This is a genomic window from Paenarthrobacter nicotinovorans (genome assembly GCF_021919345.1).
Taxonomy (GTDB): domain Bacteria; phylum Actinomycetota; class Actinomycetes; order Actinomycetales; family Micrococcaceae; genus Arthrobacter; species Arthrobacter nicotinovorans.
This window is the reverse complement of record NZ_CP089293.1, coordinates 136,670-161,801: the sequence shown is the minus strand read 5'-3', so window position 1 is coordinate 161,801 and position 25,132 is coordinate 136,670. Positions and strand designations below refer to the sequence as shown.

Below are 25,132 nucleotides of genomic sequence, written 5' to 3'. Positions count from 1 at the left end.
ATCCAGTTGGCAGCCTTGACCGGAAGCGCCGGCGGTGACACCCTGCCGCCCTGCCCGCAGGCGGAACCCGGGCTGTGGGTTTTCGGACCCGGGCCCCTGGAATCGCGGTGAATCAAAAATGGGCTCTAAGGAGCCTTTCCACCCGGGCAGGGGATTCACAGAATATTCCCAGCCATGGGCTCGCCGGAGCCTAAACAAACCCCGCTTAAACAACGAATGCCCCGGCAGCATCTGCCGGGGCATTGAAGTGATGAATCAGGAATTGGCCTTTTGGTAAGCTTCCTGAATTTCTGCCTGAATACGACCACGGCTGTTGACCATGTAACCGTTGTCACGGGCCCATTGCCGGATCTGCGCGGAATCCTGGTTACGGGCTGCAGTAGCGCGGCCCCTCGTTGCACGACCGGAAGTCTTCCGGGCCTTGGCTACGTATGGTTCCAGGGCCTTCCGGAGGGAAGCTGCGTTAGCGGTGGACAGGTCCATCTCGTAGCTCACGCCGTCCAGGCCAAAGCGGACAGTTTCGTCCGCGGCCCCTTCATCCAGGTCATCGACGAGGATGATTTTTACTTTCTGTGCCATGAGTTGCCTCTCATTCGGAGGGTTGGATAATCAGAAATTCCCCGGGTTTCTTTCTTGATTATCTGTCACGGCAAGCATGCACGTCAAAGCACAATTGGATTCCTCCGTTAGCGGAAGCCAATTGCGGGCTTATTTAGCCGCTGGACCTTCCGGAGCCGGACCCTGATTTCTCAAATTGGCCTCCTCCTGCGCGCGGGCTTCCGCTTGGCGCTCGGATTTATCCGCGTTGAAGATCGACTTCATGGCGAACCAGAAAATCAAACCGACCACCACGGACGGCGCCAGGACTGCGATGTACTCCATGATCAGTGCCCTTCAGGCTTCAACAAGGGGAAAAGAATGGTTTCGCGGATTCCGGCACCGGTGAACAACATGACCAGGCGGTCGATGCCAAGTCCGATTCCACCCATGGGCGGCGCGCCATATTCGAGTGCGCGGAGGAAGTCCTCATCCAGCTGCATGGCTTCTTCATCACCGGCGGCAGACCTGCGGGATTGCTCCGTGAGGCGTTCGCGCTGGATAACAGGGTCAATCAACTCGGAGAATGCAGTACCGCGCTCCATTCCGCCAATAATGAGGTCCCAGGCCTCAATCAGGCGGCCATCCTCGCGGTGCGGGCGGGCCAGGGGCTGGGCCGACGGCGGGTAGTCATAGACAAAAGTCGGGTTAAGGAGCGTGGGCTCGACGATTTCGCCGAAGAGTTCCACCACGATCTTCTCGGCATCCCATTTCGGGTCCACCTTGACGTCATGCTTGGCGGCAATCGCCAACAACTCCTCCACGGTGGTATCCGGCGTAATTTCCACGCCCACTGCTTCGGAAATACCGGGGTATACCGCAAGCCAGGCCCACTCGCCGTCGAGGTTTATTTCCCCGGCTTCGGTCTGGATGGTGCGGGTACCCACAACATCTGCCACATTCAGGATGATTTCCTTCATGCGATCGGCCATGACGAACTGGTCAGCCCATGCCTCGTAGCATTCAAGCGTGGTGAATTCCGGACTGTGGGTGGAGTCCACGCCCTCGTTGCGGAAGACCCTGCCCATGTCGTAAACACGATCAATTCCGCCCACGACTGCGCGCTTAAGGAAAAGCTCCGTGGCAATGCGGAGGGTCATTTTCTGGTCGAATGCATTCATATGCGTTTCGAACGGACGGGCCGTGGCGCCGCCGTGGACCAGCTGCAGGATCGGGGTTTCCACCTCCACGTATCCGTGGCGGTCAAGGGTGTCGCGGACCGAACGGGTGATGGCGGCACGCTTGTAAACCATCTCGCGGGCTTCGTCACGGACCATGAGGTCCACGTAGCGCTGGCGGACGCGGGTTTCTTCGTTCAACTCTGCGTGCAGCACGGGAAGCGGGCGCAGGGCCTTGGAAGCCATGGACCAGGAATCTGCCATCACGGACAGCTCGCCGCGGCGGGAGGAGATGACCTCTCCCTTGATGAATACGTGGTCGCCGAGGTCGACCAGGGCCTTCCAATCGGCCAGTGCTTCTTCGCCTACGTTCGCGAGGCTCAGCATGGCCTGCACGCGCACGCCCTTGCCGTCCACGCCGCCTTCCTGGAGGGTGGCGAAGCAGAGCTTGCCGGTGTTGCGCACAAAGACCACGCGGCCGGTGATGCCTACGACGTCTCCGGTGGTCTCATCGGCCTGGAGGTGCCCGTATTTCTCGCGGATTTCGCCGAGGGAATGGGTCCGTTCGACACCCACCGGATAAGCCTCTGTGCCCCGCTCGATCAGCTTGGCGCGCTTCTCCATGCGGATGCGCATTTGCTCGCTGGCGTCGACGGGCTCTGCGGAGGTGTTCAGGGCTGGGGTGTTTGCGGAAGTCACAGTCCTTAAGTTTACCGGTGATTGCGGACCTTCATTTCCGGACTTCGCCCGACGGTGAAAAGCATAGACTCGGACGGTGGAGACATGGACAGTTGAAACGAACGACGGCGGCGGGCACCTTGAGGTGCACAGCTTCAGGCCCGCGTCGGCTGCCACAATCCCCGGTTCCAAAGCGCCCGCGGAAACGGCCGGCGTCGTGCTTGTCCACGGCACCCTGGTGACCGACGCCCTCTACTGGCCGTTCGCGCGTACCCTCAGCGTGATGCTGGGCCGCCCGGTCCACAGCTACAACCGCCGCGGCCGTGGCCATTCGGCACCGCAGCCCCCGGGCTATTCCGTCGACACTGAGATCGCGGACCTCCAGGCAGTCATGGAAAAGAGCGGATCCACCGACGTCGTAGCGCACAGCTACGGTGGGTTCGTGGCGCTCCAGGCCGCACGGCGGACCACCATCAACCGGTTGGTCACCTACGACGCCGCGGTGTCGTTGTCCGGCAACCTGAGCAGCCGGTGGCGGCCGGAGCTGGAGGAAGCAGTCACCGCGGGCCAATTGGACCAGGCCTGGGCACACCTTGTACAGGGGTTGGGAACGGCTGGCCCGATTTCCTATCTTCCGATGCGGGCCCTGCGGACTTTGAGTGTGCTGTCCGCCCAAACCAGGCTGGGACTGGAGATGCGTTCCCTGCTGCCCACCGCCGTCGTGGAAATGCGGGCGGTCCTTGACGCCGACGCGCACATTGGGGACTTCACAAAAATCTCCACTCCAACCCTCATGCTCAGCGGCGGCTGGAGTCCGTCATACTTCGCCGAAACGGCCCGGGCGCTGGCCGGCGCGGTGCCCGCGATCGCATTCGCGCAGGTGCCGCTGCAATTCCACGAAGGCCCGCTGCGCCCGGGACGGCGGCTTGCCGCACGGGTGGCCCGGTTCCTCTCGGGGAACCACCTCCCCGTAGGACAGGCAGAAGCCACCTAAGATGTTCCGGTGAAGGAACGCGGGATCAGGACACACGACGGCGGCAGGCTCGCCTTGTACAGCTACGGCGCCGAAGAGGCGCCCGGGGAGCGCAGGGTGGTGCTGATCGGGGGCGCGTTTCTGACGGCCCTCATCTACCGGCCGTTCTCCATCGCTTTGGCCAAGGGCCTGGGTGACGGCTGGGCCGTGGACGTCTACGACCGCCGTGGCCGGGGAAAGTCCACAGGGCAGCCGCACAACTACTCCATGGCGACGGAAGTAGAGGATGTCCGCACCGTTATGGACGCCACCGGTGCACGGAACATCCTTGGCCACAGCCTGGGCGGATCCGTCGCGCTGAATGCCGCACAGGACTTCGCCGGGACCGGCCACGAACCCGGCAAACTCGCTGTCTACGATGCCGCCGTCAACATCGACGGAAGCATGGACCTGGATTGGCTGCCCGGCTTCGCGGACGCTGTGGACAAGGGCGACATCAACCGCGCGATGGCACGGATGCGGCGTGGAATGGAGCCCGGAACAGCCTTGGCACGAGTACCCGAGCCCATCCTGGCAGGACTCATGGCAGTGGTTTCACGTACCAAGGTGAACAAGGTCTTCCGGGAACTCCTGCCCTCCGGTGTCGGCGAGCTGAAGGCCGCCTTCGAGGACGCTGACACGCCCCGGGACTTCGCTGTGCTGCCGTCGAACACCCATTTCATGGTGGGCAAGAAAAGCCCGCAGTTCTACAAAGTCGCCGCAGCCAGGTTGAACAGGGCCGTCCCAGGGAGCACGTTGGAAGTCTCCCCCAAAGGCTTCCATGGCTCAGTCCCCGCGGCAGTGAATGAACTGGTTTCGGATATCTCGGAGTACTTCAAGAGCTGATTCGGTATCCACATACGGGGTTGCCATGCGGCCGGCTGTCGGGTGGCTCGGCTAGGCTCAAGACATGACGCGCGACATCATCATGACCCACGACGGCGGACACCTCGAACTCCTCACCACAGGTGGTGACCTGGCAGCGGCAGGCTCCGGCGTAGTCGTCGTTCCTGCCTCCATGGTGACCGCCTCCGATTACACGCGTTTCGCCCAGAAGCTCAGTGAGGCGCTCGGCCGGCCGGTCCACACGTTCAATCGGCGTGGCAGGGGCGACTCATCGCCCCAAGCCGAGGACTACACGTTGGAAGCCGATATCCGGGACCTTCAAACGGTTATGGAGCACACGTCCAGCACCGACGTGTTCGGCCATAGCTTCGGCGGTGCGGTGGCGCTGCATGCAGCACGCACGCTCCCGGTGGAGCGGCTGGCCGTCTACGATCCCGCCGTGTCGGTCAACCACAGCGTCAAAGCCGACTGGACGCCCGATTATGAACGCGCGACGGCGGCGGGAGACTACGACCGCGCCCTCGCCGTCCTCATCAAGGGAGTTGAGACAGGCGGCGCTTTCGCGCGAATGCCGCTCTCGATGCTGACACTGGCCAACAAGCTGGCCGCCGGCACCCCTGTCGGCAAGCAGATGCGGGAGCTCATGACCTGCGGCGTCCGGGAAATCAAGGCCGTCATTGCGGCCGACATGCCCGCCGAGCCGTTCCTGGCACTGCCGCTGGAGACCTTGATCGTGGTGGGTGAAAAGAGCCCCGCCTACTTCGGTGTTGCCTGCGGACAGATCCACGATGTCCTGTCCGGGTCCAGCTACACCATCCTTCCCGGCTTCGGGCACGACGGCCCCAACAAAGCCCCGGACAAGCTGATCTCGGAATTGTCCGAGTTCTTCTCCGGCTAGTTTCAGCGGGCGATCCGGCTGCAGCCCGCTGGGGCCTGACTGGCTTTGTTAAATGGAAGAGCCCCAACCGTGGTTGGGGCTCTTCGTTAATGGTTGTCCGGCGGTGTCCTACTCTCCCACACCCTCCCGGGTGCAGTACCATCGGCGCTGTGGGTCTTAGCTTCCGGGTTCGGAATGGGACCGGGCGTTTCCCCCACGCTATGACCGCCGTAACTCTGTTACCCGTCCCGACCCCGTTGGTGTGGGGGTGGGTGGGAAGCTTTGTGGTTACAACTGTGGTGTTATGTAGTTGTTGTTGTTGTTGGTTCCTGGAACGGTTGTTGTTCGGGAACCACATAGTGGACGCGTGCAGTGTTTTGTGTGTGGTGTAAGTTGTTGGCCTATTAGTACCGGTCAGCTTCACGAGTCTTTAGTCCTCGCTTCCACATCCGGCCTATCAACCCAGTGGTCTGGCTGGGGGCCTCTCACACATAATGTGTATGGAAATCTCATCTTGAAGCGAGCTTCCCGCTTAGATGCTTTCAGCGGTTATCCCATCCGAACGTAGCTAATCAGCGATGCACTTGGCAGTACAACTGACACACCAGAGGTTCGTCCGTCCCGGTCCTCTCGTACTAAGGACAGCCCTTCTCAAATTTCCTGCGCGCGCAGCGGATAGGGACCGAACTGTCTCACGACGTTCTAAACCCAGCTCGCGTACCGCTTTAATGGGCGAACAGCCCAACCCTTGGGACCTACTCCAGCCCCAGGATGCGACGAGCCGACATCGAGGTGCCAAACCATGCCGTCGATATGGACTCTTGGGCAAGATCAGCCTGTTATCCCCGAGGTACCTTTTATCCGTTGAGCGACGGCCATTCCACAATGTACCGCCGGATCACTAGTCCCGACTTTCGTCCCTGCTCGAGATGTCTCTCTCACAGTCAAGCTCCCTTGTGCACTTACACTCGACACCTGATTGCCAACCAGGCTGAGGGAACCTTTGGGCGCCTCCGTTACTTTTTAGGAGGCAACCGCCCCAGTTAAACTACCCATCAGGCACTGTCCCTGACCCGGATCACGGGCCGAAGTTAGATGTCCAAAGTGACCAGAGTGGTATTTCAACGATGACTCCACCCGAACTGGCGTCCGGGTTTCAACGTCTCCCACCTATCCTACACAAGCCACTCCGAACACCAATACCAAACTATAGTAAAGGTCTCGGGGTCTTTCCGTCCTGCTGCGCGTAACGAGCATCTTTACTCGTACTGCAATTTCGCCGAGTTTATGGTTGAGACAGCGGGGAAGTCGTTACTCCATTCGTGCAGGTCGGAACTTACCCGACAAGGAATTTCGCTACCTTAGGATGGTTATAGTTACCACCGCCGTTTACTGGGGCTTAAATTCTCAGCTTCGCCACAAGTGGCTAACCGGTCCTCTTAACCTTCCAGCACCGGGCAGGAGTCAGTCCGTATACATCGTCTTGCGACTTCGCACGGACCTGTGTTTTTAGTAAACAGTCGCTTCCCCCTGGTCTCTGCGGCCCACACCCGCTCACGGAGAGCAAGTCTCCATCACGGGGCAGGCCCCCCTTCTCCCGAAGTTACGGGGGCATTTTGCCGAGTTCCTTAACCATAATTCTCTCGATCGCCTTGGTATTCTCTACCTGATCACCTGTGTCGGTTTGGGGTACGGGCGGCTAAAACCTCGCGTCGATGCTTTTCTTGGCAGCATAGGATCACCGGATCCCCCCTTACGGGAGTCCCATCAGATCTCAGGAACGTGCTCGAAGCACACAGGAACGGATTTGCCTATCCCTGACCCTACATCCTTAGACCGGGGCAACCATCGCCCGGCCCGGCTACCTTCCTGCGTCACACCTGTTAATACGCTTACCTCCCGGGATCAGGTCCCGCGCTCGGCCAAAACCCACAACACCACAAGGGTGAGCGGGCAGGCTCCGGGCGGTTAGTATCCCCCGCTTGGCATGGGCGGTTTTTCGCCGGTACGGGAATATCAACCCGTTGTCCATCGACTACGCCTGTCGGCCTCGCCTTAGGTCCCGACTTACCCAGGGCAGATTAGCTTGACCCTGGAACCCTTGATCATTCGGCGGACGGGTTTCTCACCCGTCTTTCGCTACTCATGCCTGCATTCTCACTCGTGTAGGCTCCACCGCTGGTTTCCACCGCGACTTCACTGCCCACACGACGCTCCCCTACCACTCCACACCCCTGAACCACGAAGGCTAGGGTACTGTGTGAAATCCACAACTTCGGCGGTGTACTTGAGCCCCGCTACATTGTCGGCGCGGAATCACTTGACCAGTGAGCTATTACGCACTCTTTCAAGGATGGCTGCTTCTAAGCCAACCTCCTGGTTGTCTTCGCAACTCCACATCCTTTCCCACTTAGCACACGCTTAGGGGCCTTAGTTGGTGGTCTGGGCTGTTTCCCTCTCGACTATGAAGCTTATCCCCCACAGTCTCACTGCTGCGCTCTGACTTACCGGCATTCGGAGTTTGGCTGACGTCAGTAACCTTGTAGGGCCCATCGGCCATCCAGTAGCTCTACCTCCGGCAAGAAACACGCAACGCTGCACCTAAATGCATTTCGGGGAGAACCAGCTATCACGGAGTTTGATTGGCCTTTCACCCCTACCCACAGCTCATCCCCTCCATTTTCAACTGAAGTGGGTTCGGTCCTCCACGACGTCTTACCGTCGCTTCAACCTGGCCATGGGTAGATCACTCCGCTTCGGGTCTAGATCACGCCACTACACTCGCCCTATTCAGACTCGCTTTCGCTACGGCTACCCCACACGGGTTAACCTCGCGACGTAACACTAACTCGCAGGCTCATTCTTCAAAAGGCACGCCGTCACAGTAACAAGACTGCTCCGACGGATTGTAAGCACACGGTTTCAGGTACTGTTTCACTCCCCTCCCGGGGTACTTTTCACCTTTCCCTCACGGTACTGGTCCGCTATCGGTCATTAGGAAGTATTTAGGCTTATCAGGTGGTCCTGACAGATTCGCACGGGATTTCTCGGGCCCCGTGCTACTTGGGATACTCTCCAGGCGGCACACAACATTACGGTTACGGGGCTCACACCCTCTCTGGCCGGCCTTTCAAGACCGTTCACCTATGCACGCACTCTCACCTCACTGGCCCGGCAGAACCAGAACGGAAAGTCCCACAACCCCGCCCATGCAACGCCCGCCGGCTATCACACATGGAAACGGTTTAGCCTGATCCGCGTTCGCTCGCCACTACTAACGGAATCACTCTTGTTTTCTCTTCCTGCGGGTACTGAGATGTTTCACTTCCCCGCGTTCCCCCCACGCACCCTATGTGTTCAGATGCGGGTCACACAATCACCATGACAGCGTTGTGCGGGGTTTCCCCATTCGGACATCCTGGGATCAACGCTCGGTTATCAACTCCCCCAGGCTTATCGCAGATTCCTACGTCCTTCTTCGGCTCCTAATGCCAAGGCATCCACCGTGTGCCCTTAAAAACTTGACCACACAAACATGATCAAAAACTTACTCGAGAGAACCACGAGCCACTACGGCCCAAGGTTCATTCATAAGAAATTGCTGTATGGAACACACACACCAAAGCGTGTATGTCCCAGATGCTCGCGTCCACTATGTAGTTCTCAAACAACAACCCCATCAACCAACCCCCCAACCCGCCACAACCCACACACGCAGGCCGCAACACAAAGACCGGAGGAACCGGCTGCAGGAACAAAAGAAACACCAGAAGTGCCCCCCTGCATTGCTGCAAAAAGGTCCTGTTGCCTCAGGACCCAACAGTGCGCCAAACACAACCCCCACCAGCCGCACCCCGGACACGTTCCCAACAACCCACACCCCCACACAAAGCAGGAGCACGAACCGCCGTACTAGCACCAGGACACAACCACGAAAGCCATGCCAAAAAAATGATTCGTTGATATTCCACCCATGAGCACCCACCGCAGAACAAACGCCTGCGCAATGGGCAACACTGACAACAACCAGACACCCCATGCAGGGCACCAATCATTGCAAGCAGCTCCTTAGAAAGGAGGTGATCCAGCCGCACCTTCCGGTACGGCTACCTTGTTACGACTTAGTCCCAATCGCCGGTCCCACCTTCGACGGCTCCCCCCACAAGGGTTAGGCCACCGGCTTCGGGTGTTACCAACTTTCGTGACTTGACGGGCGGTGTGTACAAGGCCCGGGAACGTATTCACCGCAGCGTTGCTGATCTGCGATTACTAGCGACTCCGACTTCATGGGGTCGAGTTGCAGACCCCAATCCGAACTGAGACCGGCTTTTTGGGATTAGCTCCACCTCACAGTATCGCAACCCTTTGTACCGGCCATTGTAGCATGCGTGAAGCCCAAGACATAAGGGGCATGATGATTTGACGTCGTCCCCACCTTCCTCCGAGTTGACCCCGGCAGTCTCCTATGAGTCCCCGGCCGAACCGCTGGCAACATAGAACGAGGGTTGCGCTCGTTGCGGGACTTAACCCAACATCTCACGACACGAGCTGACGACAACCATGCACCACCTGTAAACCGACCGCAAGCGGGGCACCTGTTTCCAGGTCTTTCCGGTTCATGTCAAGCCTTGGTAAGGTTCTTCGCGTTGCATCGAATTAATCCGCATGCTCCGCCGCTTGTGCGGGCCCCCGTCAATTCCTTTGAGTTTTAGCCTTGCGGCCGTACTCCCCAGGCGGGGCACTTAATGCGTTAGCTACGGCGCGGAAAACGTGGAATGTCCCCCACACCTAGTGCCCAACGTTTACGGCATGGACTACCAGGGTATCTAATCCTGTTCGCTCCCCATGCTTTCGCTCCTCAGCGTCAGTTACAGCCCAGAGACCTGCCTTCGCCATCGGTGTTCCTCCTGATATCTGCGCATTTCACCGCTACACCAGGAATTCCAGTCTCCCCTACTGCACTCTAGTCTGCCCGTACCCACTGCAGAACCGGAGTTGAGCCCCGGTCTTTCACAGCAGACGCGACAAACCGCCTACGAGCTCTTTACGCCCAATAATTCCGGATAACGCTTGCGCCCTACGTATTACCGCGGCTGCTGGCACGTAGTTAGCCGGCGCTTCTTCTGCAGGTACCGTCACTTACGCTTCTTCCCTACTGAAAGAGGTTTACAACCCGAAGGCCGTCATCCCTCACGCGGCGTCGCTGCATCAGGCTTGCGCCCATTGTGCAATATTCCCCACTGCTGCCTCCCGTAGGAGTCTGGGCCGTGTCTCAGTCCCAGTGTGGCCGGTCACCCTCTCAGGCCGGCTACCCGTCGTCGCCTTGGTAGGCCATTACCCCACCAACAAGCTGATAGGCCGCGAGTCCATCCAAAACCACAAAAGCTTTCCACCCCCCACCATGCGATGAGGAGTCATATCCGGTATTAGACCCAGTTTCCCAGGCTTATCCCAGAGTCAAGGGCAGGTTACTCACGTGTTACTCACCCGTTCGCCACTAATCCCCCAGCAAGCTGGGATCATCGTTCGACTTGCATGTGTTAAGCACGCCGCCAGCGTTCATCCTGAGCCAGGATCAAACTCTCCGTTGAAGTAAAACAAAATCAAACAGACACAACCACACCCACCGGAAATAACGGCAAAACGCGGCTGCACAAAATTCGAAACCAGCTGAAAACCAGACCACCACACACGGGGGTGCGCAGCAACCTGGCAAAATTTCAACCAATCAATAAAACAATCGGTATCAACAAACTTGGCACACTATTGAGTTCTCAAACAACAGACCCCCCAAAACATCACCCCACCGGAACACCACACAAAGCAGCGCACCACAACAGGGCCATTGGAAAAGAAGAGTTATTTTTGGCCGCCTACCGAACCGTACACACCTTCCGGCTTTCCGTTTCGCACCCGGCGACTCAGAAAACAATACACGCCCCACAACCCCAACGCAAATCCACCACCCAACACCCCCACACCAACCCCCAAAACCCACCAAACCGCCGTCGAACACCACCTACAACACGACCGTGACGACACCGCCGGTGGGTGGGAGGATGGGACGCATGGAACTCCACATCACAGGCGAAGACGCCGCCGACCAGCTGCTCAGTCAAGACGCCTTTGCATTGTTGACGGGCATGCTGCTCGATCAACAGGTCACCATGGAATCGGCCTTTGCCGGCCCGGAGAAGATCCGTACGCGTCTGGGCACCCTCGATCCGGGCGTCATCGCTGGCCAGGATCCGGCCGGCTTCGTGGAGCTCTTCAAGGAGAGGCCCGCCGTCCACCGCTTTCCGGGCTCCATGGCAGGCAGGGTCCAGGCCCTCGCTGCCACGGTGCACAGTGACTGGGACGGAGATGCAGCAGCGATCTGGACGAAGGGTAACCCTGACGGCCCCGAAGTGCTCCGCAGGCTCAAGGCACTGCCCGGTTACGGAGAACAAAAGGCGAAGATCTTCCTGGCGCTTTTGGGCAAGCAATGCGGTCTCAAAGCCACCGGATGGCGTGAGGCCGCCGGCCACTACGGAGAAGACGGCTCCTACTTGTCCGTGGCCGACATCGTGGACCCTGCATCCCTGGCCAAGGTCCGCGCCAGCAAGCAAGCAGCGAAAGCCGCAGCAAAGGCTGCAAAGACAAGCGGCTCCTGAACCCGCCGCCCGCCCGGCATATTCAATGTCGGGTGGGTTGTGTGGGTGGCCGTCTACGGCATTGCCGTAGATTACGTTGACGCACGCGCGACTCTCCGCAGCAATGGCGGCCTCCGAGTTGGCGATGCGAAGCTCCAGGCAACCGCAGGCGTGAGCCAGGAACGACTCCCGGCAATGCCCTAACGCGCATACTTCCACGAGGAGGCAGGGCCGGTGCTTGTGTGGGGGTTGTGTGTGTTAAATGGAAGAGCCCCAACCGTGGTTGGGGCTCTTCGTTAATGGTTGTCCGGCGGTGTCCTACTCTCCCACACCCTCCCGGGTGCAGTACCATCGGCGCTGTGGGTCTTAGCTTCCGGGTTCGGAATGGGACCGGGCGTTTCCCCCACGCTATGACCGCCGTAACTCTGTTACCCGTCCCAACCCCGCGTTGGTGTGGGGGTGGGTGGGAAGCTTGTGGTTACAACTGTGGTGTTATGTAGTTGTTGTTGTTGGTTCCTGGAACGGTTGTTGTTCGGGAACCACATAGTGGACGCGTGCAGTGTTTTGTGTGTGGTGTAAGTTGTTGGCCTATTAGTACCGGTCAGCTTCACGAGTCTTTAGTCCTCGCTTCCACATCCGGCCTATCAACCCAGTGGTCTGGCTGGGGGCCTCTCACACATAATGTGTATGGAAATCTCATCTTGAAGCGAGCTTCCCGCTTAGATGCTTTCAGCGGTTATCCCATCCGAACGTAGCTAATCAGCGATGCACTTGGCAGTACAACTGACACACCAGAGGTTCGTCCGTCCCGGTCCTCTCGTACTAAGGACAGCCCTTCTCAAATTTCCTGCGCGCGCAGCGGATAGGGACCGAACTGTCTCACGACGTTCTAAACCCAGCTCGCGTACCGCTTTAATGGGCGAACAGCCCAACCCTTGGGACCTACTCCAGCCCCAGGATGCGACGAGCCGACATCGAGGTGCCAAACCATGCCGTCGATATGGACTCTTGGGCAAGATCAGCCTGTTATCCCCGAGGTACCTTTTATCCGTTGAGCGACGGCCATTCCACAATGTACCGCCGGATCACTAGTCCCGACTTTCGTCCCTGCTCGAGATGTCTCTCTCACAGTCAAGCTCCCTTGTGCACTTACACTCGACACCTGATTGCCAACCAGGCTGAGGGAACCTTTGGGCGCCTCCGTTACTTTTTAGGAGGCAACCGCCCCAGTTAAACTACCCATCAGGCACTGTCCCTGACCCGGATCACGGGCCGAAGTTAGATGTCCAAAGTGACCAGAGTGGTATTTCAACGATGACTCCACCCGAACTGGCGTCCGGGTTTCAACGTCTCCCACCTATCCTACACAAGCCACTCCGAACACCAATACCAAACTATAGTAAAGGTCTCGGGGTCTTTCCGTCCTGCTGCGCGTAACGAGCATCTTTACTCGTACTGCAATTTCGCCGAGTTTATGGTTGAGACAGCGGGGAAGTCGTTACTCCATTCGTGCAGGTCGGAACTTACCCGACAAGGAATTTCGCTACCTTAGGATGGTTATAGTTACCACCGCCGTTTACTGGGGCTTAAATTCTCAGCTTCGCCACAAGTGGCTAACCGGTCCTCTTAACCTTCCAGCACCGGGCAGGAGTCAGTCCGTATACATCGTCTTGCGACTTCGCACGGACCTGTGTTTTTAGTAAACAGTCGCTTCCCCCTGGTCTCTGCGGCCCACACCCGCTCACGGAGAGCAAGTCTCCATCACGGGGCAGGCCCCCCTTCTCCCGAAGTTACGGGGGCATTTTGCCGAGTTCCTTAACCATAATTCTCTCGATCGCCTTGGTATTCTCTACCTGATCACCTGTGTCGGTTTGGGGTACGGGCGGCTAAAACCTCGCGTCGATGCTTTTCTTGGCAGCATAGGATCACCGGATCCCCCCTTACGGGAGTCCCATCAGATCTCAGGAACGTGCTCGAAGCACACAGGAACGGATTTGCCTATCCCTGACCCTACATCCTTAGACCGGGGCAACCATCGCCCGGCCCGGCTACCTTCCTGCGTCACACCTGTTAATACGCTTACCTCCCGGGATCAGGTCCCGCGCTCGGCCAAAACCCACAACACCACAAGGGTGAGCGGGCAGGCTCCGGGCGGTTAGTATCCCCCGCTTGGCATGGGCGGTTTTTCGCCGGTACGGGAATATCAACCCGTTGTCCATCGACTACGCCTGTCGGCCTCGCCTTAGGTCCCGACTTACCCAGGGCAGATTAGCTTGACCCTGGAACCCTTGATCATTCGGCGGACGGGTTTCTCACCCGTCTTTCGCTACTCATGCCTGCATTCTCACTCGTGTAGGCTCCACCGCTGGTTTCCACCGCGACTTCACTGCCCACACGACGCTCCCCTACCACTCCACACCCCTGAACCACGAAGGCTAGGGTACTGTGTGAAATCCACAACTTCGGCGGTGTACTTGAGCCCCGCTACATTGTCGGCGCGGAATCACTTGACCAGTGAGCTATTACGCACTCTTTCAAGGATGGCTGCTTCTAAGCCAACCTCCTGGTTGTCTTCGCAACTCCACATCCTTTCCCACTTAGCACACGCTTAGGGGCCTTAGTTGGTGGTCTGGGCTGTTTCCCTCTCGACTATGAAGCTTATCCCCCACAGTCTCACTGCTGCGCTCTGACTTACCGGCATTCGGAGTTTGGCTGACGTCAGTAACCTTGTAGGGCCCATCGGCCATCCAGTAGCTCTACCTCCGGCAAGAAACACGCAACGCTGCACCTAAATGCATTTCGGGGAGAACCAGCTATCACGGAGTTTGATTGGCCTTTCACCCCTACCCACAGCTCATCCCCTCCATTTTCAACTGAAGTGGGTTCGGTCCTCCACGACGTCTTACCGTCGCTTCAACCTGGCCATGGGTAGATCACTCCGCTTCGGGTCTAGATCACGCCACTACACTCGCCCTATTCAGACTCGCTTTCGCTACGGCTACCCCACACGGGTTAACCTCGCGACGTAACACTAACTCGCAGGCTCATTCTTCAAAAGGCACGCCGTCACAGTAACAAGACTGCTCCGACGGATTGTAAGCACACGGTTTCAGGTACTGTTTCACTCCCCTCCCGGGGTACTTTTCACCTTTCCCTCACGGTACTGGTCCGCTATCGGTCATTAGGAAGTATTTAGGCTTATCAGGTGGTCCTGACAGATTCGCACGGGATTTCTCGGGCCCCGTGCTACTTGGGATACTCTCCAGGCGGCACACAACATTACGGTTACGGGGCTCACACCCTCTCTGGCCGGCCTTTCAAGACCGTTCACCTATGCACGCACTCTCACCTCACTGGCCCGGCAGAACCAGAACGGAAAGTCCCACAACCCCGCCCATGCAACGCCCGCCGGCTATCACACATGGAAACGGTTTAGCCTGATCCGCGTTCGCTCGCCACTACTAACGGAATCACTCTTGTTTTCTCTTCCTGCGGGTACTGAGATGTTTCACTTCCCCGCGTTCCCCCCACGCACCCTATGTGTTCAGATGCGGGTCACACAATCACCATGACAGCGTTGTGCGGGGTTTCCCCATTCGGACATCCTGGGATCAACGCTCGGTTATCAACTCCCCCAGGCTTATCGCAGATTCCTACGTCCTTCTTCGGCTCCTAATGCCAAGGCATCCACCGTGTGCCCTTAAAAACTTGACCACACAAACATGATCAAAAACTTACTCGAGAGAACCACGAGCCACTACGGCCCAAGGTTCATTCATAAGAAATTGCTGTATGGAACACACACACCAAAGCGTGTATGTCCCAGATGCTCGCGTCCACTATGTAGTTCTCAAACAACAACCCCATCAACCAACCCCCCAACCCGCCACAACCCACACACGCAGGCCGCAACACAAAGACCGGAGGAACCGGCTGCAGGAACAAAAGAAACACCAGAAGTGCCCCCCTGCATTGCTGCAAAAAGGTCCTGTTGCCTCAGGACCCAACAGTGCGCCAAACACAACCCCCACCAGCCGCACCCCGGACACGTTCCCAACAACCCACACCCCCACACAAAGCAGGAGCACGAACCGCCGTACTAGCACCAGGACACAACCACGAAAGCCATGCCAAAAAAATGATTCGTTGATATTCCACCCATGAGCACCCACCGCAGAACAAACGCCTGCGCAATGGGCAACACTGACAACAACCAGACACCCCATGCAGGGCACCAATCATTGCAAGCAGCTCCTTAGAAAGGAGGTGATCCAGCCGCACCTTCCGGTACGGCTACCTTGTTACGACTTAGTCCCAATCGCCGGTCCCACCTTCGACGGCTCCCCCCACAAGGGTTAGGCCACCGGCTTCGGGTGTTACCAACTTTCGTGACTTGACGGGCGGTGTGTACAAGGCCCGGGAACGTATTCACCGCAGCGTTGCTGATCTGCGATTACTAGCGACTCCGACTTCATGGGGTCGAGTTGCAGACCCCAATCCGAACTGAGACCGGCTTTTTGGGATTAGCTCCACCTCACAGTATCGCAACCCTTTGTACCGGCCATTGTAGCATGCGTGAAGCCCAAGACATAAGGGGCATGATGATTTGACGTCGTCCCCACCTTCCTCCGAGTTGACCCCGGCAGTCTCCTATGAGTCCCCGGCCGAACCGCTGGCAACATAGAACGAGGGTTGCGCTCGTTGCGGGACTTAACCCAACATCTCACGACACGAGCTGACGACAACCATGCACCACCTGTAAACCGACCGCAAGCGGGGCACCTGTTTCCAGGTCTTTCCGGTTCATGTCAAGCCTTGGTAAGGTTCTTCGCGTTGCATCGAATTAATCCGCATGCTCCGCCGCTTGTGCGGGCCCCCGTCAATTCCTTTGAGTTTTAGCCTTGCGGCCGTACTCCCCAGGCGGGGCACTTAATGCGTTAGCTACGGCGCGGAAAACGTGGAATGTCCCCCACACCTAGTGCCCAACGTTTACGGCATGGACTACCAGGGTATCTAATCCTGTTCGCTCCCCATGCTTTCGCTCCTCAGCGTCAGTTACAGCCCAGAGACCTGCCTTCGCCATCGGTGTTCCTCCTGATATCTGCGCATTTCACCGCTACACCAGGAATTCCAGTCTCCCCTACTGCACTCTAGTCTGCCCGTACCCACTGCAGAACCGGAGTTGAGCCCCGGTCTTTCACAGCAGACGCGACAAACCGCCTACGAGCTCTTTACGCCCAATAATTCCGGATAACGCTTGCGCCCTACGTATTACCGCGGCTGCTGGCACGTAGTTAGCCGGCGCTTCTTCTGCAGGTACCGTCACTTACGCTTCTTCCCTACTGAAAGAGGTTTACAACCCGAAGGCCGTCATCCCTCACGCGGCGTCGCTGCATCAGGCTTGCGCCCATTGTGCAATATTCCCCACTGCTGCCTCCCGTAGGAGTCTGGGCCGTGTCTCAGTCCCAGTGTGGCCGGTCACCCTCTCAGGCCGGCTACCCGTCGTCGCCTTGGTAGGCCATTACCCCACCAACAAGCTGATAGGCCGCGAGTCCATCCAAAACCACAAAAGCTTTCCACCCCCCACCATGCGATGAGGAGTCATATCCGGTATTAGACCCAGTTTCCCAGGCTTATCCCAGAGTCAAGGGCAGGTTACTCACGTGTTACTCACCCGTTCGCCACTAATCCCCCAGCAAGCTGGGATCATCGTTCGACTTGCATGTGTTAAGCACGCCGCCAGCGTTCATCCTGAGCCAGGATCAAACTCTCCGTTGAAGTAAAACAAAATCAAACAGACACAACCACACCCACCGGAAATAACGGCAAACACGGCTGCACAAAATTCGAAACCAGCTGAAAACCAGACCACCACACACGGGGGTGCGCAGCAACCTGGCAAAATTTCAACCAATCAATAAAACAATCGGTATCAACAAACTTGGCACACTATTGAGTTCTCAAACAACAGACACAACCGGCACCACCCACACCCCACAGGGTCCAGGATCGCTCCGGAGCAACTTTCCAAACTTACCCGAACCGGCCGCACAAAGCAAACCAAACCCCGGGCCTCCCCCACCCACCAGAAGCACACAAAAGCACAACCGGAACCGGTGATTTGAAAGGGAGTCGGTCGCTATCTTTCCGCATCAGCGGCGGCGACTCGAATAACTTTACACGCGCCCCACCCCCACACCAAATCCACCCCAACACCACCCAAAAACCCCGCAAACACAACCCAAACAACCCCACCAACCCAACAAACAACCCCCAAACCCACCAAAACAACCACCGTGAACCCCATCACAACCCACCCACACCCCCCCGACACCCACGCACCCAACCCAACAACCGCCGTCGAACACCCAAAGACGACACCCGACACCAAAACAACAACGCTCCCCCACCAAAGTGAGAGAGCGTCGAAGAAAATGAGCAAGCGTCCGATTCAAACCCACGGAACGTGAGCAAGCGTCCGGTCCAAACCCGTGGGATGTGAGCGAGGGTCAGTGGCCGCCCTGGCCTCCCGCGCCTTCGGTCTTCCGCATCATGGCGCTGAGCACCACGGCGGCGAGGGCAATGACGGTCGCGGCCAGGAAGGCCGCCTGCATGCCGGCAACTAGACCAGACGAAGCAGAAACCACAGCGTAAATGGACACGAGCAGCGCGGTACCGGCTGCACCTGAAACCTGCTGGGCCGTGCTGATGATCGCCGAACCGTGCGAGTAGAGGTGCGGCGGGAGCGGGTTCAGGCCCGTGGTGAAGGCCGGAGTGAACAGCAGCGCAAGGCCGAAGCTCAAGGCCACGTGAAGGGCAATCACCCAACCAAGCGAACTGGCCTCATCAAGCCGCGAGAACTGCCACAGGGTCAGCACCATCAGGACCGAACCGGACAGGGTCAGGGGCAGAGGGCCCACCTTGTCGAAGATCCTGCCGATGACGGGACCCAGCAGGCCCATGGCCAAACCGCCGGGCAGCAAGGCCAGCCCGGTCTCCAGGGGCTGCAAGTGCAAGGTGTTCTGCAGGTACAGCGGAAGCAGGATGACGCCGCCAAACAGCGCCATCATTGCCACCACCATCAACAGCGTGGACACCGTGAACATGCGGAACTTGAAGGCGCGCAGGTCCAGCAGCGGAGCATCGGACTTCTGCAGCTTGAGCTGCCGGACAACAAACAGCGCCAGGCATAGAAGGCCAACCACCAGGGCGATCACCGGAACAACCCCCGCGTTGGAACCACCGATCTGGCTAAGGCCATAGACCAGTCCACCGAAGGCCGGAACCGTCAGGATCACGGACGTGACATCGAGGGTCGTCTTCTCGCGCTCCCCCACATTGGTGAGGTACTTGGCACCAATCGCGAAAGCAGCCAAGGCGACCGGCAACACGAACACGAACATGAAACGCCACGAGAAATGGTCAAGGATGATGCCGGAAACGGTGGGCCCCATCGCAGGCGCCACGGAAATGGCAATGCTCACGTTGCCCATGACGGCGCCGCGCTTGGACATGGGAACCAACGTGAGGATGGTGGTCATCAGCAGCGGCAGCATGATGGCCGTTCCGCCGGCCTGGACGATGCGGGCCAGCAGCAGCACCAGGAATCCGGGTGCCAACGCCGCCAGCAAAGTGCCGCCGCTGAAGAGTCCCATGGCAAGCATGAACGCGCCCCGGGTACTCATGCGTTGCAGGATGAAGCCCGTGGTGGGGATGACCACTGCCATGGTGAGCATGAACCCGGTGGCAAGCCACTGAACCGTGGAAGCACTCACCTGAAGATCCGTCATGAGGCGCTGCAAGGCAACGTTCATGATGGTCTCGTTGAGGATCACCACGAAGGTCGCCACCAGCAGCGTGACGATGACCGTCACGGACTCACGCGACATCTTTCCGGAGGCGGGAGCCTGCGTGGACGTTGTCCCTGCCGAGGCGACGGCTCCGGAAGTGCCGGATTCGGGTTTGCCGTTAGCGTCGGACGTGACGTCGGTAGACATGAGGATTCCCCAAGGTTTGGATTTGGTGTCCGGCGAGCGGTGCCGGTGAAGACTTGAACAGTCTAAACGCCCAGCGAATTCCCGTCAAGGGGAAAAAACCAAACCTTAGGAAAACAATGGGGCGTTGTCGATGAGCCGGACCGGACCGACTTTGGCCGCGATGATCGCCAGACCTTCGCCGCGGAACGGCGTTTCCTTGCAGTTTTCGGCGAGGGGTTCCAAGGTAGCGGGGTCGACGACGTCGAAGTAGTCCAGTTCCACCAACGGCTGGGATTCAACAAGCGCGACGGCGGAATCCAGGTCAAGCGGTTCGTGCGCGTTTGCGCGCGACTCAATAAGGCGCAAAGCCCGCGACAACACCAGGGCGGCCTCGTGCTCTTCGTCCGAGAGGAACCGGTTGCGGCTGGACAGCGCCAATCCGTCGTCGCTCCGGACAATCGGCACGGGAACAATCTCCACGGGGAAGTTCAGGTCCGAGACCATCCGCTTCACCAAGGCCAGCTGCTGCGCGTCCTTCTGCCCAAAGTAGGCACGGTAGGCCGCCGTCGTGCCGTCCGCTGCCGCTCCGCCGGGGAGTCCATAGTGCAGCAGTTTGGCAACCACGGTCAGGGCGCCGTCGAAATGCCCGGGACGCGAGGCGCCTTCCCACTTTTCGCCCAGCGGGCCGGCGGTCACCCGCACCAACGGTTGCCCGCCCGGGTAGACCTCCTCCAAGGACGGCGCGAAAACAAGGTCCACGCCTTCGGCATCGAGGAGGTCCATGTCGGCCTCAAGCGTGCGGGGATAACGGTCCAGATCCACGGCATCACCGAACTGCAGCGGGTTGACGAAAACCGTGGCCACCACAACATCGTTATCAGCCACCGCAGTGCGGGCCAACGCTGCGTGGCCCTGGTGCAGTGCGCCCATGGTGGGGACCAGGCCCTGAGAACTCCCGCGTTTTTCAGCGAGAAGCCGGGCACTTTCCGCACGCAATTCCGATGCTGTGGTGACGAGTTTGATGGCCATTGTTGTTCAGTTTCCTTCCGGCGCCTTGGGATCTGCGTCCAAAGCCTCGTCGATACCAGTCAATTGTTCCGGGCGCAGCAGTCCCCTGTTGCCTGCCCTGCGTGCGGTGGCCCGGGCCATGGCCTGGTAGGCGGCGAGGACATCGCCGCCCGCACCGGCGTCGTACTCCTTCAACGCCTGGGCGTGCGCCGTTACCGTACCCACATCTCCGCGGGCCACCGGGCCGGTCAGTGCGGATTCGCCCGATGCGAGGGCATTTTCCAGCGTGGCGCGCAGCAGCGGACCGAGCATGGATTCCGGTGTCTCAACGCCGATTTCCCGCAGCATCTGCGAGGCCTGGGCCACCAAGGTGACCATGTGGTTCGAGCTGTGCGCGAGGGCTGCGTGATAGAGGGTGCGGTCGGCTTCGGCGATCGCCACGGGCTCCGCGCCCATCTCCACTACGAGCGCTTGGGCAATCGGCAGCATGGCAGCGTCCGCGGTGACGCCGAAAGTGCAGTCCATGAGGCGGGTCAGATCCAGGCTCATGCCCGTGAAGGTCATGGCCGGGTGAAGGGCCAGTGGAATCGCGCCGGCGGACCGCACAGGGTTGAGGATTCCGACCCCGAACCGGCCCGAGGTGTGGGCCACCAACTGGCCGGGCTGCCAGGCTCCCAGCTTTGCCAGGCCCGCCACCAATTCGCCCAGCGAATCATCCGGCACGGCCAACAGCACCAGCTCGGAACGCTCGACGATGTCCTGGATTTCAAGGATCGGAACGCCCGGCAGCAGATTTTCGGCCCGCTCCCGGCTCGCCTCGGACACAGCGGAAACCCCGACGACGGCGTGCTCGGCCGCGCGCAAAGCCGCGCCCAGGACGGCGCCCACTTTGCCTGCACCTACGATCCCGACTCCGAGTCGTCCTGGCTTAGCCATCGTGGCGGTCCTCCTGGTTGGGTGTTTGGGGTTCTTCTGGCTGTGCTGCCGCTGCGGCGACTTCCGGGGCTTGCGGCGCCACCTGCGCCAGCCATTGTTCGCTGGTCTGCCGCTTCCGTGCCTCCCGGGCACGGGCGGCCTGCTGGTCGAAAAGCTCAACTGCCTGGGACACCCCGGCCTGGAACACGCGGGGAAGCACCGGGCCCGCTGTGGTGTGGAGGACAAGATCAGCCACACCAAAGCGCCGTGCCAGCGGCCCTTGGTGCAACGCCATGGACTGTGTGCGTTGATGCGGCACCATTACCAGGGTGCGCCACCATCGGCCGGACCGGATCAGCAGGGCGGTGCCGGTGGCCAAAAAGCCGTTCCGACGCCAGCCCAACGGAGCCAGCAACCGTGCACGGCGGGGTGTCGTAACGAATCCATCAGTGCCGGCCGGGACGCGGCCCGACGGCGCCAGTCCCTCCAAGCCGGCATCAAAGACGGCCGCAGGTTCGTCCACCCCGGGATCCGGCAACACCAAGGACATCATCCGCAGGACGTCCGGCTTCAACCCCACGGGGAGCAGCATGGTGCGGGCAGCGCCGTCGGAATTCCCCGCGGCGCCGTAGCCGGCCACATTGACGTGCATCCGGTACCAGCCGAAGAGCCTCCAGATGGGGGGCTGCCTGACCATCACGGCCTGGATACGGCCCGGGGGGAGCGTCTGGGCCTGCGTATCCAGGAGTCCGTAGCGGAGCCGGATGCCGTCCGGCGATATGGCCGCGGTGAAGTTGTAGCCCTTGTTGAATGAACTCCAATACGAAGCACCGATACCTAGGATGGCGGGGATGAGGGCCAGGAAGATTGCTGTGTTGTCCAGAAGGACCGAGGTTGAGACCACCGCGGCGGCCCCGAGGAGGATGCCCACGGTCTGTTCACTCAGCAGCAGGGAACCGAGGAGGCGCGCCGGAGGCACGGACAGGACAACATGCTCCGGGGCTTCCGGGATCTCTTGCTCCGACCCGGCCTCGCTGACCACACCCGCCGCCCGCGCAAGGATCGTGGCGCGCAGCTGCTTGGCCTGGTCGATGGGAAGGTACGCCAGCCGCACGGCCGACTCGCCGGCGTCGGCCACCTCAAACTTGAGTTCTGCGAGACCGAAAATCCGTGCCAGAAGCGGCTGCACAATGTCGATGGCCTGAACGCGGTCCAGGCGCGCCTGCCGCTGCTGCTTGAACAGGAAACCCGTGTTCACCCGGACAAAGCCTTCGGCCACCTGGTAGCGGGTGAAGTACCAGCTGAGAATGAAACCGCCGACTGTCAGGAGCAGCACCACAGCGCCACCGGCCAGGAGCCATGGCACACGGCCGCTCAGGTGCGGATCCACAAAATCCCGGCCCTGCAGCATCCGTTCGAAAGCGTCCCTGCTGAAGAAGAACCCGACGGCGGCCAACGCCACCCAGCCGCGGACGAAAGGCGAGGCAGGATGGACCCGCTTCCAGTCGCCGTCGACGGCTTTGTCCGGTAACACCACAGCAGAGTCTCCCGGGCTCACAGCCCGGCCAGCCTGGCTTCTCCGCGGGCCGAAAGCTGTTCGCGCAAGCGGGCGCCTTCCTGGGCAGGAAGGCCGGGGAGCTGGGCATTCGTACCGGTGGAAGCGGTGTGGAGTTTCAGCGTGCACAGCCCCAGGCTGCGCTCAACCGGCCCGACGGCGACATCAACGTATTGCATGCGGCCGTACGGAACCACCATGGTGCGCTGGAAGAAGATGCCCCGGCGAATGAGCAGGTCATCATCGCGTTCGGCGTATCCAATGGCACGCACCTGGCGCGGAATGAGGGCCAGACGCCAGAGTGCAAGCACCAGCATCACGGCAGGAACAGCAATGGCCAGCCACAACGGGGGCCACCGCCACCATCCCAGAAGCACGAAGACAAGCGGCAGGCTGAGGACGGCAACCATCAGCACATTTCCGATGGCCCACTCCACCAAGCGGACAGTGACGTACTTGGGGGAAACCCGGAGCCACTGGACGCCGGGAGGATCAATCGCCTCGGTAGGCATATTCGCCTTCGCCTTTGGTTTCGCCCCGGCGGGTTTCAGGACCGGCGGAGCCGCCTTCGATGTCCTCCGGCGGTATCCGGCAAAAACGCTCCACTACCAGGCCGACGACCACCATCACCACACCGCCGCCACCCATCAGCAGTGCATTCCACAGGATGCCTTCACCGCTGCGCAGCGTGCCGATCCGCAGGAGGTCCACGCCGATACCCGCATGCCAGCCAAGGAGGAGCGTTCCAGCGTAAGCGCAGGCCTGGGCAAGGATCAGGGTCCTGGCGGCAAGAATCGGATTCAGCATGTTCTTCTTCTTGCCGTTTCGCCACCGCAGGACCCGCACGCCCATGACGAGCGTGAGTCCGGCGATGACACCCATGGTGATCAACGCGGACGTTGGCAGGACAGGGGTGGGCATGCTGAAACGGTTGGTAGAGACAGTGGCCAGCCAGCCTACGACGGCAGCGATGACGGCGATGAGCACCAAAACAACCGGGCGCATGGCTTTCACTGCGGCTCCACCGCCCCTGTGGCCGGTACGCCGGCGACGTCGCCAAAGCCGTCGAACCTGCGGATGTCCGGCATGTCGGCTGCGACGGCGGCCAGTTCAGCCACGCTGTGGCCATTCAGCCGGGCGTGTGGTTCAAGCAGCGACCAGGGGTAGAGCACGAAAGCCCGCTCGGCTGCCCTGGGATGCGGGATGGTGAGGACGGGGTCGTCGCTTGCAAGGTCCCCGAAAACGATGATGTCCACATCCAGAGTCCTGGGACCCCAACGCACTTCACGGGTTCGGTGATGCTTCTGTTCGATCTCGTGGCAATGCTTGAGCAGCTCCAAGGGAGTGAGCGTGGTCTCCACCGCCATGACCATATTCAGGAAATCAGGCTGGCCTTCCGGCCCCCCGACGGCTTTGGTCTGCACCACCGGAGAAACCCCCAGGAGGCGGACCTCCGGCGGATCAACGAGGTCGGCAACGGCCGTGGAAAGAGTGTCGTTGCGCTCCCCCAGGTTGCTGCCCAAAGCCAGAATGACCTTGGTATAGCCAGGGCTCATGATCGCTCCCGGTGGACGCTGACGGTCACATCGCCAAACGGAACCTCAATGGGCGCCTTGGGTTTGTGGACGGTAACGTCGACGGCGGTCACGCTGTAGTTCGCGAGGATGGCCTCGGCGATCCTGACCGCGAGACCCTCGATCAGGTTCAAGGGCTCGCCCTCGATGTGCTTCGTGATCAACTCGGCGACTTCGCCGTAGTGCGCTGTGTACTGCAGGTCGTCGGTCTCGGCAGCCTTGGTGAAATCCGTGTGCAGCACGGCATCCACGACGAAGGGCTGGCCGTCACGGCGCTCGAAATCGAACACCCCGTGATAACCGACGGCGGTGACGCCGGTCAGCGTAATCCTGTCCACAGCGTT

15 protein-coding genes and 6 rRNA genes are annotated in these 25,132 nt (G+C 59.9%); 4 read left to right on the top strand and 17 right to left on the bottom strand.

From position 1 onward, the window contains the following. Positions 1–255: 255 nt before the first annotated feature. The 3 genes from JMY29_RS00780 to lysS all read right to left on the bottom strand — a co-directional run bounded on the left by JMY29_RS00780 (position 256) and on the right by lysS (position 2,414). Positions 256–579 (bottom strand): histone-like nucleoid-structuring protein Lsr2, encoded by a 324-nt coding sequence (locus JMY29_RS00780; protein ID WP_189076344.1) that lies wholly within the window; start codon positions 577–579, stop codon positions 256–258. 129 nt (positions 580–708) lie between these two features. Beyond that, complete coding sequence (locus JMY29_RS00775) at positions 709–882, bottom strand: hypothetical protein (protein WP_018780099.1); 174 nt, start codon at positions 880–882, stop codon at positions 709–711. 2 nt (positions 883–884) lie between these two features. Next, positions 885–2,414: a lysine--tRNA ligase gene (gene lysS, locus JMY29_RS00770; protein WP_039239172.1), complete on the bottom strand. Its 1,530-nt coding sequence runs from the start codon at positions 2,412–2,414 to the stop codon at positions 885–887. A 76-nt stretch (positions 2,415–2,490) separates the two neighbouring features. Between lysS and JMY29_RS00765 the strand changes: the two genes are divergently transcribed. The 3 genes from JMY29_RS00765 (at position 2,491) to JMY29_RS00755 (ending at position 5,149) form a co-directional block, all read left to right on the top strand. Next, complete coding sequence (locus tag JMY29_RS00765; RefSeq protein WP_018780097.1) at positions 2,491–3,387, top strand: alpha/beta fold hydrolase; 897 nt, start codon at positions 2,491–2,493, stop codon at positions 3,385–3,387. A gap of 9 nt (positions 3,388–3,396) precedes the next feature. Then, positions 3,397–4,251 (top strand): alpha/beta fold hydrolase, encoded by an 855-nt coding sequence (locus JMY29_RS00760; RefSeq protein ID WP_018780096.1) that lies wholly within the window; start codon positions 3,397–3,399, stop codon positions 4,249–4,251. A gap of 64 nt (positions 4,252–4,315) precedes the next feature. Beyond that, the gene (locus JMY29_RS00755) at positions 4,316–5,149 is read left to right on the top strand and encodes an alpha/beta fold hydrolase (protein WP_018780095.1); all 834 of its coding nucleotides are present in this window, start codon (positions 4,316–4,318) and stop codon (positions 5,147–5,149) included. Positions 5,150–5,244: 95 nt separating this feature from the next. On the opposite strand, the gene rrf (JMY29_RS00750) is transcribed toward JMY29_RS00755, so the two are convergent. From rrf (JMY29_RS00750) to JMY29_RS00740, 3 genes are all read right to left on the bottom strand, one after another. Further along, positions 5,245–5,361, bottom strand: a 5S ribosomal RNA gene (gene rrf, locus JMY29_RS00750). A 150-nt stretch (positions 5,362–5,511) separates the two neighbouring features. Beyond that, positions 5,512–8,655 (bottom strand): 23S ribosomal RNA (locus tag JMY29_RS00745). Between the two features lie 545 nt (positions 8,656–9,200). Continuing rightward, a 16S ribosomal RNA gene (locus JMY29_RS00740) occupies positions 9,201–10,719 on the bottom strand. Between the two features lie 468 nt (positions 10,720–11,187). Between JMY29_RS00740 and JMY29_RS00735 the strand changes: the two genes are divergently transcribed. Beyond that, positions 11,188–11,781 carry an HhH-GPD-type base excision DNA repair protein gene (locus tag JMY29_RS00735; RefSeq protein WP_055975588.1) on the top strand — a complete coding sequence of 198 codons (594 nt, stop codon included), beginning with the start codon at positions 11,188–11,190 and terminating at the stop codon, positions 11,779–11,781. 284 nt (positions 11,782–12,065) lie between these two features. On the opposite strand, the gene rrf (JMY29_RS00730) is transcribed toward JMY29_RS00735, so the two are convergent. From rrf (JMY29_RS00730) to folB, 11 genes are all read right to left on the bottom strand, one after another. After that, positions 12,066–12,182 (bottom strand): 5S ribosomal RNA (rrf, locus tag JMY29_RS00730). Between the two features lie 148 nt (positions 12,183–12,330). Further along, a 23S ribosomal RNA gene (locus JMY29_RS00725) occupies positions 12,331–15,474 on the bottom strand. 545 nt (positions 15,475–16,019) lie between these two features. Beyond that, positions 16,020–17,538: ribosomal RNA gene (locus tag JMY29_RS00720) — 16S ribosomal RNA — on the bottom strand. Together the 16S, 23S and 5S rRNA genes form the textbook arrangement of a ribosomal RNA operon. A 731-nt stretch (positions 17,539–18,269) precedes the next feature. Next, the gene (locus JMY29_RS00715) at positions 18,270–19,757 is read right to left on the bottom strand and encodes a DHA2 family efflux MFS transporter permease subunit (RefSeq protein ID WP_189076524.1); all 1,488 of its coding nucleotides are present in this window, start codon (positions 19,755–19,757) and stop codon (positions 18,270–18,272) included. Positions 19,758–19,862: 105 nt separating this feature from the next. After that, the gene (panC, locus tag JMY29_RS00710) at positions 19,863–20,765 is read right to left on the bottom strand and encodes a pantoate--beta-alanine ligase (RefSeq protein WP_079581979.1); all 903 of its coding nucleotides are present in this window, start codon (positions 20,763–20,765) and stop codon (positions 19,863–19,865) included. Between the two features lie 6 nt (positions 20,766–20,771). Beyond that, entirely contained in the window at positions 20,772–21,680 is a 909-nt protein-coding gene (locus tag JMY29_RS00705) for a Rossmann-like and DUF2520 domain-containing protein (protein WP_018778335.1), read from the bottom strand. After that, on the bottom strand, positions 21,673–23,217 hold the full coding sequence (locus JMY29_RS00700) for a PH domain-containing protein (protein ID WP_229778664.1): 1,545 nt from the start codon (positions 23,215–23,217) through the stop codon (positions 21,673–21,675). The genes JMY29_RS00705 and JMY29_RS00700 overlap by 8 nt, the downstream gene beginning before the upstream one ends. Further along, positions 23,214–23,726: a PH domain-containing protein gene (locus JMY29_RS00695; protein WP_018778337.1), complete on the bottom strand. Its 513-nt coding sequence runs from the start codon at positions 23,724–23,726 to the stop codon at positions 23,214–23,216. Before JMY29_RS00695 ends, JMY29_RS00700 begins: the two co-directional genes overlap by 4 nt. Next, positions 23,707–24,228, bottom strand: coding sequence for a DUF3180 domain-containing protein (locus tag JMY29_RS00690; RefSeq protein WP_018778338.1), 522 nt, complete (start codon positions 24,226–24,228; stop codon positions 23,707–23,709). Before JMY29_RS00690 ends, JMY29_RS00695 begins: the two co-directional genes overlap by 20 nt. Beyond that, a complete protein-coding gene (gene folK / locus JMY29_RS00685) occupies positions 24,225–24,770 on the bottom strand; it encodes a 2-amino-4-hydroxy-6-hydroxymethyldihydropteridine diphosphokinase (RefSeq protein ID WP_055976521.1) in 546 nt (181 codons plus the stop codon). The genes JMY29_RS00690 and folK overlap by 4 nt, the downstream gene beginning before the upstream one ends. Beyond that, positions 24,767–25,126: a dihydroneopterin aldolase gene (folB, locus tag JMY29_RS00680; RefSeq protein ID WP_018778340.1), complete on the bottom strand. Its 360-nt coding sequence runs from the start codon at positions 25,124–25,126 to the stop codon at positions 24,767–24,769. Before folB ends, folK begins: the two co-directional genes overlap by 4 nt. Between the last annotated feature and the right edge of the window lie 6 nt (positions 25,127–25,132).

Coding starts and splice junctions, on each gene's coding strand:
- JMY29_RS00775 (WP_018780099.1), bottom strand. CDS start 882: ATGGAGTACATCGCAGTCCTGGCGCCGTCCGTGGTGGTCGGTTTGATT.
- panC (WP_079581979.1), bottom strand. CDS start 20,765: ATGGCCATCAAACTCGTCACCACAGCATCGGAATTGCGTGCGGAAAGT.
- JMY29_RS00695 (WP_018778337.1), bottom strand. CDS start 23,726: ATGCCTACCGAGGCGATTGATCCTCCCGGCGTCCAGTGGCTCCGGGTT.
- JMY29_RS00705 (WP_018778335.1), bottom strand. CDS start 21,680: ATGGCTAAGCCAGGACGACTCGGAGTCGGGATCGTAGGTGCAGGCAAA.
- JMY29_RS00780 (WP_189076344.1), bottom strand. CDS start 579: ATGGCACAGAAAGTAAAAATCATCCTCGTCGATGACCTGGATGAAGGG.
- JMY29_RS00715 (WP_189076524.1), bottom strand. CDS start 19,757: ATGTCTACCGACGTCACGTCCGACGCTAACGGCAAACCCGAATCCGGC.
- JMY29_RS00755 (WP_018780095.1), top strand. CDS start 4,316: ATGACGCGCGACATCATCATGACCCACGACGGCGGACACCTCGAACTC.
- folK (WP_055976521.1), bottom strand. CDS start 24,770: ATGAGCCCTGGCTATACCAAGGTCATTCTGGCTTTGGGCAGCAACCTG.
- JMY29_RS00735 (WP_055975588.1), top strand. CDS start 11,188: ATGGGACGCATGGAACTCCACATCACAGGCGAAGACGCCGCCGACCAG.